Genomic DNA, 16,054 nt, shown 5'->3' on the forward strand with positions numbered 1-16,054 from the left:
ACCAGCTCTCCGCCTTCGCCGACGAGGTCACCCGCGTCGCCCGGGAGGTCGGCACGGAAGGGCGCCTCGGCGGACAGGCCGACGTCCAGGGCGTCAAGGGCACCTGGCGGGATCTGACCGACTCCGTCAACTTCATGGCGGGCAACCTCACCGCCCAGGTCCGCAACGTCGCCCAGGTGGCGACGGCGGTCGCCGAGGGCGACCTCTCCCAGAAGATCACCGTCGACGCCCGCGGCGAGATCCTCGAACTCAAGAACACCATCAACACGATGGTCGACCAGCTCTCCGCCTTCGCCGACGAGGTCACCCGCGTCGCCCGGGAGGTCGGCACGGAAGGGCGCCTCGGCGGACAGGCCGACGTCCAGGGCGTCTCCGGGACGTGGAAGGACCTCACCGACAACGTCAACGTGATGGCGTCCAACCTGACCGGGCAGGTCCGCTCGATCGCCCAGGTCGCCACCGCCGTGGCCCGCGGCGATCTGTCCCGCAAGATCACGGTCGAGGCCGAGGGCGAGGTCGCGGCCCTGGCCGACGTGATCAACACGATGGTCGACACCCTGTCCGCGTTCGCCGACGAGGTCACCCGCGTCGCCCGCGAGGTCGGCACCGAGGGACGCCTCGGCGGACAGGCACACGTGCCCAACGTCGCGGGCACCTGGAAGGACCTGACCGACAACGTCAACTCGATGGCGAACAACCTCACCGGTCAGGTGCGCAACATCGCGCTGGTGACGACCGCGGTGGCAAGGGGCGACCTGTCGAAGAAGATCGACGTCGACGCGCGCGGCGAGATCCTGGAGCTGAAGACGACCATCAACACGATGGTCGACACCCTCTCCGCCTTCGCCGACGAGGTCACCCGCGTCGCCCGCGAGGTCGGCACCGAGGGACGCCTCGGCGGACAGGCCGAGGTCGAGGGCGTCTCGGGCACCTGGAAGCGGCTCACGGAGAACGTCAACGAGCTGGCCGGCAACCTGACCCGGCAGGTGCGGGCGATCGGCGCGGTGGCCAGCGCCGTGGCGGAGGGCGACCTGACCCGCTCGATCACCGTGGAGGCCTCCGGCGAGGTCGCCGAACTCAAGGACAACATCAACTCCATGGTGGAGTCCCTGCGCGAGACCACCCGGGCCAACCAGGAGCAGGACTGGCTCAAGTCCAACCTGGCGCGGATCACCAGCCTGATGCAGGGGCACCGCGACCTGCCGGTCGTGGCCGAGCTGATCATGGATGAGCTGACACCGCTGGTGTCGGCCCAGTACGGCGCCTTCTATCTGGCCGAGGACGGCGAGCGCGGCCCCGAGCTGCGGCTCGTCGGCTCCTACGGCAGGCCCGACGACGACCGGCCCACCCGGTTCTCCTTCGGCCGCTCACTGGTCGGCCAGGCCGCGCGCAGCCGCCGTACCATCACGGTCGGCGAACTGCCGGCGGGGTACGTCACCATCTCCTCCGGACTCGGCCAGGCGGTGCCGACCGCGCTGATCCTGTTGCCGATCCTGTTCGAGGACCAGGTCCTCGGCGTCATCGAGCTGGCGTCGGTCACCGCGTTCACTCCGGTCCACCGGGACTTCCTGGAGCAGTTGCGCGAGGCCCTCGGGGTCAACGTCAACACCATCGTGGCCAACGCCCGCACGGACGAGCTGCTCGACGAGTCCCAGCGGCTGACGGCCGAACTCCAGGCCCGCTCGGCCGAGTTGCAGTCCCAGCAGGACGAGCTCCAGCGCTCCAACGCCGAACTGGAGGACAAGGCCTCGCTGCTGGCGGAGCAAAACCGCGACATCGAGGCGAAGAACCTCCAGATCGAGCAGGCCCGGCAGGAACTGGAGGCCCGCGCCCAGCAGTTGTCGCTGGCCTCCAAGTACAAGTCGGAGTTCCTGGCGAACATGAGCCACGAGCTGCGCACCCCGCTCAACAGCCTGCTCATCCTCGCCCAGCTGCTCGCCCAGAACCCCTCGCGCAACCTCACCCCGAAGCAGGTCGAGTACGCGGGGATCATCCACTCCGCGGGCAGTGACCTGCTCCAGCTGATCAACGACATCCTGGACCTGTCGAAGGTCGAGGCGGGCAAGATGGACGTCACCCCGGAGCGGGTGTCGCTGCGCCAGCTCATCGACTACGTCGAGGCCACCTTCCAGCCGATGACGACGCAGAAGGGCCTTCACTTCGCGGTCACCACCGCGGCGGGCGCGCCCGCGGACCTGCTCACCGACGACTCACGGCTGCGGCAGATCCTGCGCAACCTGCTGTCCAACGCGGTGAAGTTCACCGAGCAGGGCGGCGTCGAGCTGTGCATCGAACCGGCCGCGGACGACGAGGTGCCCGGAGGCGTCGTGCGGGGCGGCGCGGTCGTGGCCTTCCGGGTCAGGGACACCGGCATCGGCATCCCGGAACAGCACCTGGAGACGATCTTCGGCGCCTTCCAGCAGGCGGACGGCACCACCAGCCGCAAGTACGGCGGGACCGGCCTCGGGCTGTCCATCACGCGGGAGATCGCGCATCTGCTCGGCGGTGCCGTCGCCGTGGACAGCGTGCCCGGCCGGGGCAGCACGTTCACGCTCTTCCTGCCGGTGGCCCGCCCCGACTTCGAGCAGGTGCTGGGCGGCGGCAGGACCCCGCAGAAGGCCCCGGCCGAGCTGGTGCCGGCCGCCGCGGCGGACCGGGAGGCCGGGCGGGCGCACTCGGGCGGCGACGGGCCGCGCAGGCGGCGGCTGCTGGTCGTCGAGGAGCGTTCCCGCGGGCTGCTGACCCTGGTGGCCGAGAGCGTGGTCGCGGACGTGGTCCGGCACAGCGCCGACGACGCGGGCGCGCTGCCCACCGTGGACGTCATCACCGCCATGGGGGCGCAGGAGGCGGCGGGGGCGCTGGCCGCCGAGCCGTGCCACTGCGTCGTCCTCGACCTGGACATGCCCGAGCGGGAGGCGTCCCGGTTCCTCCGGGCGCTCCAGGGCGACTCGGCGCTGGCGGGCGTACCGGTGCTCGTGCACAGCGGTCGGCGTCCGGACGTGGCCCGGGCAGAGGCGCTGCGCTCGCGCGGGGACGACGGATCGCTCGAATTCCTCTCCAGCCTCGACGAGTTGCGCGAGCGCGTCGCCCTGCACCTGTCGGCCGAGGAACCCGGGGACGTGCTGTCCCTGGTGCGGGCCGACGAGCCGCAGGACCTCGCGCCACCCGTCGACGGTGCCTTCTCGGGCCGTACCGTCCTCGTCGTCGACGACGACGCGCGCAACCTGTTCGCGCTGAGCGGGATCCTGGAGCTGCACGGCTTCCGGGTGCTGCACGCGGAGAACGGGCGCAAGGGCATCGAGACGCTGGTCGGCAACCCCGACGTCGCGCTCGTCCTGATGGACGTGATGATGCCGGAGATGGACGGCTACACCGCGACGTCCGAGATCCGCAGGCTGCCGCAGTACGCCGAGCTGCCGATCATCGCCGTCACCGCGAAGGCGATGCCCGGGGACCGGGAGAAGTCACTGGCGTCCGGGGCGAGCGACTACGTCACCAAGCCCGTCGACACGGACGACCTCATCGCCTGCGTCCGGCACTGGCTGTCCGCGTGAGCGCGTCGGTGCCCGCCCCGCGCAGCGGCGGGGCGGGCCCGGTCCGCAGCGGCACCTCCCGCACCCCAGCGCCGTTCAGCCGAGGAGCTTGTCCATCGTGAGCACGTCCGAGCAGCAGCGCGATCCGGCCGGCGCCGGGCCGGTTCCGGAGCCGTCCGCGTCGGGGGCGCAGCCGCCCGCCGACGGCCCGGCACCGGCCGATCCCACGTGGGCCTCCCCCACGTCCCCCGTGGGGCGGCTGGCCGCCACTGTGGAGCGGCTGCGCCGCGAAGTGCGCGCCGCGCAGGCGGAGGCCGAGGGCCGGGCCCTGATCGAACTCGCCAAGGGCATCCTGGTGGAACGGCTGGGCTGCGGTCCGGCGCAGGCCGCCCGGCAGCTCGCCGAGCTGGCCGGGCAGGCCCGGGTGACGCCGCTGGAGTTCGCGGTGGAGGTCATCAACCAGGCCGCCCGCGACCGCGTCTCCGAGGTCACCGACGCCTTCCTGGCCGCCGCTGAGAGGGCGGCGGAGCGCGACTCGGCCGTGCGGCTGCGGGCCGCGGAGAGCGGGGCACTGGCGGCGGACGACACCCAGGCCGTCGCCGACTCGCTGCTGGAGCACGCGCTGCGCCCGCTGGGCGCGGTGGCTGTGGCGGTCTGGGCGGCGGGCGCCGACGGCTCGCTGGCCCTGTCGGGCAGCGCCGGTTTCTCCCCGGCGGAGGCCACCCGGTGGCGCTATGTGCCGCCGGAGGTCGCCACCGTGGCCCGCCGTGGACTCACCGAACGCACCGGCCAGTGGTTCACCTCGCTCGCCACGACCGGACTGCCCACCATCGGGCGGCACCTGCACCCGGACGGGGGCCGGGTGGCGGTGCCCGCCGGCACCGGCGGCCGGATCCACGGGGTGCTGGAGATCGCCTGGCCCGGACCGCTGGAGCCGCAGCCACCCCAGGTCGTACGGCAGGTGGAGGCCCTCGCCGAACTGTGCGCGCACACCCTGGAGACGTCCACGCCGGGCCAGGACGCGGGACGGGAACCGCGGGTGCTGCCGGACACCGCCGAGCTGATGGACCTGGCCGACGGACTGCACGACCCGGCCCTGGTGCTGGTCCCGCACGTCGACGGCGACGGGCAGCTGGTGGACTTCCGCATCCAGCACGTCAACAGCCGCTTCCTGGATCCGGCGGGCCGGCCGCGGGCCGTGGTCAACGGCGCGCTGCTCCTGGAGGCCTTTCCCATGGCCGCCGGGAAGAGCGAGCTGTTCCAGCGGGTGGAGCGGGTGTACGCCACGGGTGAGGTGTACCGGGCGCACCGGATGCATCTGACGGCGCTGGTCGACCAGGTGCCGCTGTCGGCGGTGGCGGACATCAGCATCAGCCGGCACGGCGGCAGCGTGCTGCTGATATGGCGCATCGAGGACGAGACGGCACGGCTGGCGAGCCTGCTCCAGCACGCGCAGCGCCTCGGCCGCATCGGCGGCTTCGAGGAGAACCTGCTGACGGGCGAGATCACCTGGAACGACCAGCTGTTCGGCCTCTACGGCCGCGCCCCGTCGAGCACCCCGGTGCCGTTGGAGGAGCTGCCCGTGCACGCCCACCCGGACGACGCCGTGGCGATCGGGCGGTTCCTGCGCACGCTGCTGCACCACCGCCACCCGGCCTCCGCGGCCTTCCGACTCCAGCGGCCCGACGGGGTGACGCGGCACATCCGGGTGGTGGCCGAGCCGGTCCTGGACACCGACGGGCGGCTGTTCGTGGTGCGCGGCGCCTACCAGGACGTCTCCGCGCAGCACTGGACGGAGGTCGCGCTCGCCGCCACGCGCGACCAGCTCGCGCACACCGAGCAGCAGGCGACCGAGCGCAACCGGCTGACGCTCCAGTTGCAGCACGCCATCATGCCGCCGACCCGGGCGCCGCTGCGGGTGAGCGGGCTGGAGGTCGCGGTGCGCTACCGGCCGGCGGAGACCGAGCAGTTGGTGGGCGGCGACTGGTACGACGCCGTGGTGCTGCCCTCCGGGCTCGTGCTGCTGTGCGTCGGCGACGTCGCCGGCCACGGCATCGAGGCGGCCACCAGCATGGTGGTGCTGCGCAACGCGCTGCGGGGCCTGGCCGTGACCGGGGCCGGGCCCGGCCAGCTGCTGTCGTGGCTCAACATCGTGGCGCACCATCTGACCGGTGCCGTCACCGCCACCGCGGTCTGCGCCCTGTACGACCCCCGGCGGCGCACCCTGCGCTGGGCCCGGGCGGGGCATCTGCCGCCTGTGCTGGTCCGCGGCGCGGAGGCGGCGCCGCTGCCCCTGGTCCGGGGCATGCTGCTGGGCGCGGTGGCGGAGGCGGCGTACGAGGAGGCCGAGCTTCGGTTCGCGCCGCAGGACACGCTGTTGATGTACACCGACGGTCTGATCGAGCGCCGGGACCGCTCCGTGGAGGAGTCGCTCAGCCATCTGCTGACCACGGTCCGTTCGGCGCCCGGGCCCCTGGACCAGCAGCTGGACCGGCTGCTGACCTACAGCAGGTCGGACACGGACGACGACACGTGCATCGTGGGCATCCGGGTCGCCTGACGGCGAGCGGTCGCTGCCCGCTCCGACGCATGGCGGCACCGTTCAGGGGTAGGCGCGGAGGCGCAGTGCGGGGAGCCGCCCGTCGCCGGTGATGCGAAATGGATCACGTCGCCGGTGCACGACCGGTGTGCGTCGAAGGCGTCGACGGGGGTAGCCGCCACTGGCCGGCCGTCAGCACCCGTTGGAGGTATCCGTGCCCCTTGCCCACAACCCGCTGTCCGTGGAGGTCACCCTGCCCCGGGAGGATGTCGCCCTGCTCACGGTCGAGGGTTACCTGGACGTCGACACCGCGACCGAGTTGCAGGCCCATCTGGCCAACCAGCTCCACCACGGCCGACGGCACTTCCTGCTGGAGCTGTCCGCCGTCCCCTTCATGGACTCCTCGGGGATGAACATCATCCTGCGGGTGTACCAGGAGGCCCGGGAGCGGGCGGGCAGCGTGCACATCATCGCCCCGGCCCCGGCGGTGCTGCGGATCCTCGATCTCACGGGGGTCAGCATCACGGTGCCGGTCTCGCGGACCGCCGAGGAGGCGCTGGCCCTGGTGGACCGGCAGCCGGAGGAGCCGGAGGCGACGTGAGCGCGTCGGCAGGCGTGGGGAGCGCCGGGAGCGCGGAGCGCGTACGGGCGCGGTGTCGGGCCGTGCGGGCGTCGCCCGCCGCGCCGCCGTCGTGGATCAGTGCCGACGCGGCCGCGCAGAACCCCTCGAGCCCGGTCAGCGGCGCCGTCCGCCGGCACGTCGGCATCCGCTGCAGCACGGACCGCAGCTCCGTCTCCCGGCGCGCACGCACGTCGGCCAGGAGCGCCCGGCCGCGGCGGCTGAGGCGCAGTTCCCCCTCCCGGCGGCTGGTGGCGGCCACCTGCCGCCGTACGAAGCCCCCCGCCTCCAGCCCGGTCGCGGAGCCTGCTCGTGGACGGCGGTGGGGAGCCCAGGGCTCCGGCGAGGGTGCGCAGGTTGATGCCTTCGTCGTGTTCCAGGATGAGCAGCACCCTGAGCCGGGCGGCGGAGAGGGGCGCAGTGGACGCGCGGCCCCACAGGATCTCCAGCAGCTCGGCCGCCGTGGAGGTCGCGCGCGCCACCTCGCCCGGCGGGCGGGAGGACGTCACGCCGGGACTCTCGCAGGATTGACGCGGGCTGTCGGCTCGCCCCGGTGGCCCGTCCCGGCCGATTTCGGGGCCCGGGCCGCGCCGTCAGGACGCCGTGTCGTGCGAAGTCGGCCTGTGGTTACAGTTGTCGCCCGGCAACGGTCGCACCGCCGTGCCGCCCGGGGGCGGACTCGCAACGGTGCAACGCGGATGAGGAGTTGAGCAGGTGCCGGAGCAGGCAGCGGCAGCACAGCACGGATCGCCGGCGCACGAGGTCGCGGACTTCCTGCGCCGCCGCAGGGAGCAGATCGCCCAGCGGTGGGCCGAGGAGCCGCTCTTCCGGACCGTGTTCACCGTCTCCCGGGACGAGGCGGTGGAGGCGGGCCGCGCCGTCGTCGACGCCCTGGCCGAGGTGGCCGCCTCCGAGCGGGTGTCCGACCCGGACGCCCACGGTTTCCTGCTGGTGCGCGAGCAGTTGGCGCGGATGGGCGCCGCGCGCGGCAGGACCGGTCTGACCGCCTCGGAGGTCTCTCGGGACGTGGACGCCCTGCGGCCGCCCGCGGTGGAGCTGCTGACTGCCGAGCTCGCCGACGCCCCGGCGGAGCATCTGCGGGAGTGCGCCGGCGTCCTGACGGTCCTGACGGGCACCCTGCGCCTCGTGGTGATGCAGACGGCGCTCAGCGAGGGACAGGCCCTCATCGACCGCCAGCGGCTCCAGCTGCTGGAGGTGGCCACTCCGGTCATCAAGCTGTGGGACGGCATCGTCGCGGTGCCCCTGATCGGAACGCTCGACAGCGCCCGCAGCCAGGTCGTCATGGAGACACTGCTCGAGGCGATCGTCGACCAGCAGGCGCGCTACGCGATCCTCGACATCACCGGGGTGCCGACCGTCGACTCGCTGGTCGCCCAGCACCTGATGAAGACCGTGGCGGCCGCCCGGCTGATGGGCGCCGAGTGCGTGGTCTCCGGCATCCGCCCCGCCATCGCCCAGACCATCGTCCACCTCGGCCTGGACCTGGGCACGGTCGTCACCCGCGCCACCCTCGCCGACGCGCTCGCCCACGCCCTGCACCAACTGGGCGCCGACATCGTGAGCCGGACACCGCATGGTGTGGGTGACCGGTGACCGACCGTTTCCCGACGCCCGGCACGGGACACGTGCCGGTGCTCCGACTCGGCGACGTGCTCCTGGTCACGCTCCAGGGAGATCTGCACGACAGCACCGCCGAACAGCTCCAGCAGGACATCGGCGAGGCCATCGCGGACAACGCGGCCACGGGGGTGGTCATCGACATCTCCGGTGTGGAGATCGTCGACTCCTTCCTCGGCCGAGTGCTGGCCGAGATCGCGGCCAGCGCCAAGCTGCTGGCCGCGCAGACCGTGGTGGCGGGGATGCGTCCCGCGGTGGCCATCACCATGGTCGAACTGGGTCTGACGCTGCCCGGACTGCGCACCGCGCTCACCGCCGAGGACGCCCTGCGGCTCGTCACCGAGCACACTGCGCTCCCGCGCCCCGGCGGCGCCCGGACGGGGAGCCGGTGATGGAGACAGCAGCAGGCGTCCAGGCCTGCCTGCCGATCCGGTCGGACATGGATCTGGTGTGGGTACGGCAGCATGTGCGCCAGGCGGCCGCCCGGCTCGGCTTCGGCCTGGTCGACCAGACGAAGCTGATCACCGCGGCCAGTGAGCTGGCACGCAACACGCTGGTGCACGGCGGGGGCGGGCAGATGGAGGCGGCCCTCGTCGTCGACGGGCACAGGCACGGGCTCCGGCTGGCGTTCAGCGACGAGGGGCCGGGCATCACGGACCTGGACCGCGCGCTCAGCGACGGCTACACCTCGGGCGACGGTCTGGGCATGGGCCTGGGCGGCGCCCGGCGCCTGGTGCACGAGTTCACGATCGACAGCACCCCGGGCGCCGGCACCACGGTCACCGTCACCTCCTGGGCGACCCGGGCGCCGCGGCCGTACGAGGGGCCCTGATGCCGCGCGTCTGGGAGGTCCCGGTGCCCGACTCGACCCGGGTGCGCGACGCGCGGGTCGCCGCCGAGGACGCGGCCGCGCTGGCCGGCCTGGGCGAGTCCCGCACCGCCGCCGCGGCGCTGGTGGCGACCGAACTCGCCACCAACCTGCTCAAGTACGCCGAGGGCGGGCGGCTCCTGATCGAGGTCGTGCCCCCGCCGAGTGCCCCGGGCGGGCACGGCGATCCGGCGCCGGTGGTGCAGATAGCGGCCGTCGACCACGGTCCCGGCATGGCCGACGTCGCCGCCGCCCGGCGCGACGGGTTCTCCACCAGCGGGTCGCTCGGAGCCGGACTCGGCGCCTGCCATCGCGTGGCCGACGAGTTCCACCTGCACAGCGCACCCGGCCGGGGCACGGTGGCACTCGCCCGCGTGGGCGCCGCCGTACCGCGTGCCGTGGCCGTACCGCGGTCGGCCGCGGTATGGGCGGGCGGTGTCACCATCCCGTTCGCGGCGGCGGAGTACTCGGGTGACGCCTGGTCCTGGGCCGGCGCCGAGGACCGGGTGACCCTCATGCTGGCGGACGGTCTCGGCCACGGCCGGGAAGCGGCCCGCGCCTCGTCGGCGGCGGTCGAGACCCTGCGCCGCTCGGCCCGTCTGACGCCGGCCGAGCTGCTCCGGCGACTCGACACGGCGCTGCGCGGCACCCGGGGGGCGGCCGTCGCCGTGGCCCAGCTGGACCTGCGGGCCGGGCGGCTGCGCTTCGCCGGTATCGGCAACGTGGGAGCCCGGCTGCGTGAGGGCGGCACCTGGCGTCATCTGCTGTCCCGGCCGGGCATCGTCGGCGTGCACCGGCCCACGACGCTGCCCGAGACCGAGGTGCCCTGGGGGGCCGACCGCCTGCTCGTTCTGCACAGCGACGGCCTGCCCAGCCGGTGGGCGCCACCCGGCGCGGCCGGTCCGCTCACGGCGACCGACCCCGCGGTGACGGCCGCCGTGACGGTGCGTGACGCCAGCAGCTCCGCCCGTCCGGTCCGGGACGACACCACCGTGGCCGTTCTGACCCCCGCCCCGCCGGATCGCCCATGACGCACACCTTGTGGATCACCACCGTCACCGACGCCGCCCGGGCCCGTGTCGCCGCGGTCCGCGCGGCGGCCGCGTACGGGGTGCCGCCGCTCGAACGGGTCCGTCTGGCCACGGCCCTCAGCGCCCGCCTGCGGCAGTGCCTGACCGAGGGCGGCACCTGGACGGTCGGCCTCGGGGCCCGGGCCCCGGCCCCCGAAGAGGACGCGGGCACGCTGCACGTCGCCGTGGCTCCGGCCGGTGGCACGCGGGACGACGGGGAACCGCCGTGGCGGATGTCCGTGACCTGCCCGGAGGCCGGCGCGCCGCCGGACCCCGTGGTGCCCGACGACACGGCCCTCCTGGCCGAGGCGCTGCTGGGCGCCGACGAGGACACGGCGGTGGCCCTGGGGAGACTCGCGGAGCAGGAGGAACTGGTCGCCTTCCACCGCGAGGAGCTGCACCAGACCAACCAGGGAGTCCTTGCCCTGCACGCCGATCTGGACGCCGCCTGGCGGGCTCAGCGGGAGGCGTTCGCCGCCGAGCGCGCGGCGCGCACCGAGGCGGAGGAGGCCCGCCGCAGACTGAGGTTCCTGGCCGACGCCAGCGCGCTCCTGACGGCCTCGCTCAACCACGAGGAGATCCTGCGGCGGCTGCCGGACCTGCTCGTGCCCCAGTACGCCGACCGGGTCGACGTATGGCTGTTCGACCACGAGGACGAGCGGCTCCGGTCCGCCCCGCATCCGGCGGCCGCGGTGCTCGCGGCCCGTACCGGCCGGCCGCAGTACGCGGCCGACCACCCCGGCGACCTGCCGGGCGTCGACGACCAGCCGCCGTCCGCGCTGAACCCCGGCCGGCCCCTGCTGTGCGTCCCGCTGCTCGCGCGGCGGGCACCGCTCGGTGTGCTGACCCTGTCGCCGCCCGGCGCCCGCTGGGACCCCGACGACGCGGTCATGCTGATCGAGCTGGCCCGGCGGGCCAGCGTCGCCCTCGACAACGCGCGCCGCTTCGAGCACAACCGCGACATCGCCGAGACGTTGCAGCGCGCGCTGCTCACCGAGCTGCCCACCACGCCGGGCCTGCGCCTGGCCGCGCGCTATCTGCCGGCCACGCACGGGCTGAACATCGGCGGGGACTGGTACGACGCCTTCCGGCAGCCCGACGGGAGCCTGATCACCGTCATCGGGGACGTCACCGGGCACGGGCTGCACGCGGCCGTGATGATGAGCCAGCTGCGCACCGCGCTGCGCGCCTACGCCGTGGACGGCGGCAGCCCCGGCCGGCTGCTGACCCGGCTGCACGTGTTCCTGCACCATCTCCAGCCCGACCTGTTCGCGACGGCGGTGATCGCCCGGTTCAGCCCGGACGACCCCACCGTCACCTGGGCCGCCGCGGGCCATCCGCCGCCCGTGCTGCGGCTGCCGGACGGCCGGGTGCGCGTCCTCGACGCCAAGCCGGGCGCGATGCTCGGCATCCCGCTGAGGCAGGAGATCGAGGACCACACGGTGCGCCTCTCCCCCGGCGCGACCCTGGCGCTGTACACGGACGGTCTCGTGGAGCGCCGGGCACGGGGCATCGACCCCGGCATCGACCGCCTCGCCGCCGCCCTCGAGGCGTTCGACCCGGCCGGCCTGGACACCGACCTGGACGGCTCGGCGGACCGCATCCTGGGCCCGCTGCTGAGCGACTCCGAACGCGACGACGACGTCTGTCTCCTGCTCTGCCACATCGACCGCGCGGCCGGCGGGGAGCCGGGCCGGGTCCCGGCGGGCGCTGACCACCTGCGGTAGCGCCGCGCGGCGCGGCCACCCCGCACACGGCCGCCGGGACGAACGGGCCCTCCGGCTGCCCGTGAGCGCTTCCGGTACGGCACCGGATCCCGGGAACCCGCCGAGGCGGCCCCTGCCGTGCGGCCGCGTACCGGACGGCGGGGACGGCGGCGTCCGGTGCGCACATGGCCCGGTGGGGGCATCGTTGTGCTCGACGGACTCGACGGACCCGATGGATCAGTGAGGTGCGAAGCAGCCGTCCACGGGCAGACGCAAGGACGTCGATGCAGCCGCCCGGAGCCCCGCAGAAGGGATGAAACATCGTGACACGACCCAGGATCCTGGTGGTCGGCGCAGGCTTCGCCGGTGTGGCGTGCGTCCGCCGCCTGGAGCGCAGGCTCTCCCCCGGCGAGGCGGACATCACCCTGGTGACGCCGCGGTCCTACCAGCTGTATCTGCCGCTGCTGCCTCAGGTGGCCTCCGGGGTGCTGACACCCCAGTCGGTCGCCATCTCCCTGCGCCGCAGCAGGAAGTACCGCACCCGGATCATCCCGGGCGGAGCCGTCGGCGTGGACCTGAGGGCCAAGGTGTGCGTCGTCCGCACGCTCACCGACCGCGTCGTCGACGAGCCGTACGACTACCTGGTACTGGCCCCCGGCAGCGTCACCCGGACGTTCGACATCCCGGGGCTCCTGGACCACGCCTTCGGCATGAAGACGCTGGCGGAGGCCGCCTACATCCGCGACCACGTCATCACCCAGCTGGATCTCGCCGACGCCAGCGAGGACCCGGCCGAGCGCGCCTCGCGGCTCCAGTTCGTGGTGGTCGGCGGCGGATACGCCGGCACCGAGACCGCGGCGTGCCTGCAACGGCTGACGCACGCCGCCGTCAAGCGCTACCCGCGGCTGAACCCAGCGCTGATCAAGTGGCACCTGATCGACATCGCGCCGAAGCTGATGCCGGAGCTGGGCGACAAGCTGGGCCGCAGCGCCCAGGAGGTGCTGGGCCGCCGGGGCGTCGAGATCTCGCTCGGGGTGTCCATCGCCAAGGCCGGACCGGAGGAGGTCACCTTCACCGACGGCCGGGTGGTGCCGACCCGCACCCTGATCTGGACCGCCGGCGTGGTGGCCAGCCCGCTCATCGCGACCCTCGGCGCGGAGACGGTCAGGGGCCGGCTCGCGGTGACCGCCGAGATGTGCCTGCCCGGCCACGACGGGGTGTTCGCGCTCGGGGACTCGGCCGCCGTACCCGACCTGGCCAAGGGCGGCGGCGCGGTGTGCCCGCCGACCGCGCAGCACGCCACACGGCAGGGCCGGCGGGTCGCGGAGAACGTCATCGCGACGCTGCGCGGGCAGCCCCTGCGGCCGTACGAGCACAAAGACCTCGGTCTCGTCGTCGACCTCGGCGGCGCGGACGCAGTCTCCAAGCCCCTCGGCGTGGAACTGCGGGGCGTCCCGGCCCAGGCCGTGGCCCGCGGCTACCACCTCGGGGCGCTGCGCACCAACGTCGCCAAGACCAGGGTCGCGATCAACTGGCTGCTGAACGCGGTCGCCGGGGACGATTTCGTCCGCACCGGATTCCAGGCCCGCAAGCCCGCCAAGCTGAAGGACTTCGAGTACACCGACGCGTACATGACGCCCGAGCAGGTGCGGGAGCACGTCGAGCGGGCCGGCCCCCGGCAGGTGTGACGCCCCGCGGCGCCTCTCCCGCCGGTACGACCTGGGCCGCGAAGGGCGGTCCGGCCGTGACATGCCATGCTGGTCGGGCGGATCATGACGGGAGACGGGGACGGGAAACGGGAGGGTGCGGCGGCGTGGGAGCAGCACAGAGGCCGGTCCGGTCGGGGCTGCGTGATCGCTTCACGGCGTCCGATCCCGGCCTGCTGCGGCTGGCCGCCGGATCGCGGACGGCGGGCTCGATCGCGCTGACGCTGGCCGTACTCGGCGTGCTGCGCGTGCCCGTGACGCTTCTGGTGGCCGGGGCGATCGCGTCGATGGCGGCCACCTTCGCCATCCGGGAGAAGCAGCGCTCGCAGCAGGCGGTCACGCTCGCCCTCGGTCTTCCGGTGGCGCTGGCGTCCGTCTCGCTCGGCGCGCTGCTCAACCCGCTCGTGGTGGCCGGGGACGTCGTCTTCGTCGTCCTGATCTTCTGCGCGGTCTACAGCCGCCGGTTCGGCGACCGGGGCAACGCGCTCGGCCTGATCGGCTTCCAGCTCTACTTCATGTCCCTGTTCGTCGGCGCCACCGCGTCGGCGCTGCCCGGGCTCTACGTCGTCATCGCGGTCGCGTTCGCCTCCAGCGCCCTCGTCCGGTTCGTGATCGTGTACGAGACACCGGCGGGCGTCCTGCAACGCCTGCGCGAGGCGTTCCGGGTGCGTCTGGCGCAGCTGGTGACCGCCCAGCTGGAGCTGCTGGACGCCGGTCCGGACGAGGTGGAGAAGGTCCTGGAGGCGGTGCGGGAGGGCACGGCCCGGCTGCACGAGACGGCGATGATGATCCAGTCCCGGCTGGCGGAGGGCACCTCCGACGAGGCCGTGGCGCGGCTGGTGCAGCGGCGGATCGCGGACGCCGAGATCGCCGCCGAGCGGCTGGGGCTGCTCCTGCTGAACGCCCGCAGCGCCGAGCGGACCAACACGCTCACCCTCCACCTGCCCGGCGCGTCCGTCCCGTCCAGCGGCCGGCTGCCGGTGCGGGACGAGGCGACCGAGACACTGCGCCGCGATCTGCGGGCGCTGGCGATGCTGGTGCTGCGGCCCGTCGGGGAGGGCGGTGGGACGGCGCTGGCGCACGTGCGCAACCGGCTCCTCGGCTACCGCGAGGAGGAGAACCTGCCGCCCGCCTCGCCCGCCGTGCAGGACGTCTTCCGCGGGATCGGCGAGACCGCGCGGGCCGTGTTGGGGCTGCGGATCGCGCTGGACGGCTCGCAGGACGAGTCCGACGACGCGCCCGCGACGGTCCGCTCCCGGGAGGAGCTGGACGCGGAGAACGCCGCCATCGAGGGCGTCGAGGAGGCCGAGCGGGAGGAGCAGGTCCCGACCGGGTGGCGGCGGCCCACCACGCGGGCGGCCGTGCAGGTCGCGGTGGGCTCGTCGCTGGCCATCGTCGGCGGCGAGTTCCTTTCCAGCCAGCGCTGGTACTGGGCGGTGCTGACCTGCTGGATCGTCTTCATCAACACGTCGTCCACGGGCGAGATCCTGGTCAAGGGATACCGCCGTCTGGTGGGCACGGTGCTCGGCGTCGTGGCCGGCATCGTGCTGGCGGGGCTGGTCGGGCCGCACACGTGGACGGCGCTGGCCCTGGTGCTGCTGTTCATTTTCGCGATGTTCTACACGGCCCCGCTGTCGTACACGCTGATGTCCTTCTTCGTCACCGCGGCGCTGGGACTGCTGTACACGCTGCTGCACAGGTACAGCGCGGCGGTGCTCGTGCTGCGTGTGGAGGAGACGGCGCTGGGGGCGGCCTGCGGGATCATCGCGGCCGCGCTGGTGCTGCCGGTGCACACCGACCGCCGTACGAACGAGCTGCTCGGCAAGGCGCTGGAGCGGCTGACGGACGTCACGACCGCCGCGGTCGAGCAGCTCAGCGGCGGCCCGGCGGTCGATCTGCTCGACCGAGCGCGCGAACTGGACCAGGCGCTGGGCGATCTGCGGGCGGCCACGCAGCCGCTGACGCATCCGATCACGCCCCTGCGGGCGCGGCGGAACACCGTCCAGTACGTCGTGGCGCTGCTGGAGACCTGTGCCTATCACGCGCGGTCGCTGGCGGCGACCGCCGAGCTGCTGCCCACCCATCCGTCGATAGCCGCGGATCCCCGGCTGCGTCGGGCCTGTGCCCGGATCACCCGCAACATCGAGACGATCCGCGCGCACGTGGCCGACGAGCCCACCTCCGCCGAGGTCGAGCGGGGTCCGAGCATCGCCTCGCTGCTGGAGGCGGGCGGGACGCCCGGCGTTCCGCGGTACGGACGCATCACCGACCGGGTGCTGCGGCATCTCCAGCGCCTGGACGAGGCGGTGGTCGGCCTCGCCCGCCCGCTGGACGTCCCGGTGTCGAAACCGGCGCCGTGACGGGCCGGGGTCCGG

At 73.8% G+C, this 16,054-nt stretch carries 11 protein-coding genes and 1 pseudogene; 11 read left to right on the plus strand and 1 reads right to left on the minus strand.

The genetic code is table 11. The features are described 5' to 3' along the window. The 3 genes from ACIQMV_RS28125 to ACIQMV_RS28135 all read left to right on the plus strand — a co-directional run. Window positions 1-3,554 (plus strand): HAMP domain-containing protein (locus tag ACIQMV_RS28125; protein WP_402596175.1); only part of this gene is annotated, 3,554 nt, incomplete at its 5' end. A 97-nt stretch (window positions 3,555-3,651) separates the two neighbouring features. Next, window positions 3,652-6,093, plus strand: a complete 2,442-nt coding sequence (locus ACIQMV_RS28130) for a SpoIIE family protein phosphatase (RefSeq protein ID WP_402596176.1) — start codon at window positions 3,652-3,654, stop codon at window positions 6,091-6,093. Between the two features lie 193 nt (window positions 6,094-6,286). Continuing rightward, complete coding sequence (locus ACIQMV_RS28135; RefSeq protein ID WP_141364477.1) at window positions 6,287-6,673, plus strand: STAS domain-containing protein; 387 nt, start codon at window positions 6,287-6,289, stop codon at window positions 6,671-6,673. Window positions 6,674-6,731: 58 nt separating this feature from the next. On the opposite strand, the pseudogene ACIQMV_RS28140 reads toward ACIQMV_RS28135, so the two are convergent. Then, window positions 6,732-7,143: pseudogene (locus tag ACIQMV_RS28140) on the minus strand (MarR family transcriptional regulator); the annotation flags it as partial. Between ACIQMV_RS28140 and ACIQMV_RS28145 the strand changes: the two are divergent. The 8 genes from ACIQMV_RS28145 to ACIQMV_RS28180 all read left to right on the plus strand — a co-directional run bounded on the left by ACIQMV_RS28145 (window position 7,073) and on the right by ACIQMV_RS28180 (window position 16,039). Next, window positions 7,073-7,222: a hypothetical protein gene (locus tag ACIQMV_RS28145; protein ID WP_402596246.1), complete on the plus strand. Its 150-nt coding sequence runs from the start codon at window positions 7,073-7,075 to the stop codon at window positions 7,220-7,222. The pseudogene ACIQMV_RS28140 and the gene ACIQMV_RS28145 sit on opposite strands and share 71 nt — an antisense overlap. Before the next feature lie 183 nt (window positions 7,223-7,405). Further along, complete coding sequence (locus tag ACIQMV_RS28150; RefSeq protein WP_402596177.1) at window positions 7,406-8,305, plus strand: STAS domain-containing protein; 900 nt, start codon at window positions 7,406-7,408, stop codon at window positions 8,303-8,305. Further along, window positions 8,302-8,721, plus strand: coding sequence for an STAS domain-containing protein (locus ACIQMV_RS28155; RefSeq protein WP_402596178.1), 420 nt, complete (start codon window positions 8,302-8,304; stop codon window positions 8,719-8,721). Before ACIQMV_RS28150 ends, ACIQMV_RS28155 begins: the two co-directional genes overlap by 4 nt. After that, window positions 8,721-9,161: an anti-sigma regulatory factor gene (locus ACIQMV_RS28160; protein ID WP_402596179.1), complete on the plus strand. Its 441-nt coding sequence runs from the start codon at window positions 8,721-8,723 to the stop codon at window positions 9,159-9,161. Before ACIQMV_RS28155 ends, ACIQMV_RS28160 begins: the two co-directional genes overlap by 1 nt. Beyond that, window positions 9,161-10,228, plus strand: a complete 1,068-nt coding sequence (locus ACIQMV_RS28165; protein ID WP_402596180.1) for a SpoIIE family protein phosphatase — start codon at window positions 9,161-9,163, stop codon at window positions 10,226-10,228. Before ACIQMV_RS28160 ends, ACIQMV_RS28165 begins: the two co-directional genes overlap by 1 nt. Then, window positions 10,225-11,994, plus strand: coding sequence for a PP2C family protein-serine/threonine phosphatase (locus ACIQMV_RS28170; protein WP_402596181.1), 1,770 nt, complete (start codon window positions 10,225-10,227; stop codon window positions 11,992-11,994). The genes ACIQMV_RS28165 and ACIQMV_RS28170 overlap by 4 nt, the downstream gene beginning before the upstream one ends. Before the next feature lie 302 nt (window positions 11,995-12,296). After that, window positions 12,297-13,661, plus strand: coding sequence for an NAD(P)/FAD-dependent oxidoreductase (locus ACIQMV_RS28175; protein ID WP_402596182.1), 1,365 nt, complete (start codon window positions 12,297-12,299; stop codon window positions 13,659-13,661). Between the two features lie 158 nt (window positions 13,662-13,819). After that, window positions 13,820-16,039 (plus strand): FUSC family protein, encoded by a 2,220-nt coding sequence (locus tag ACIQMV_RS28180; protein ID WP_402596241.1) that lies wholly within the window; start codon window positions 13,820-13,822, stop codon window positions 16,037-16,039. The last annotated feature ends 15 nt before the right edge of the window (window positions 16,040-16,054 follow it).

The sequence above is a fragment of the Streptomyces sp. NPDC091412 genome (assembly GCF_044756885.1).
Taxonomy (GTDB): Bacteria; Actinomycetota; Actinomycetes; order Streptomycetales; family Streptomycetaceae; genus Streptomyces.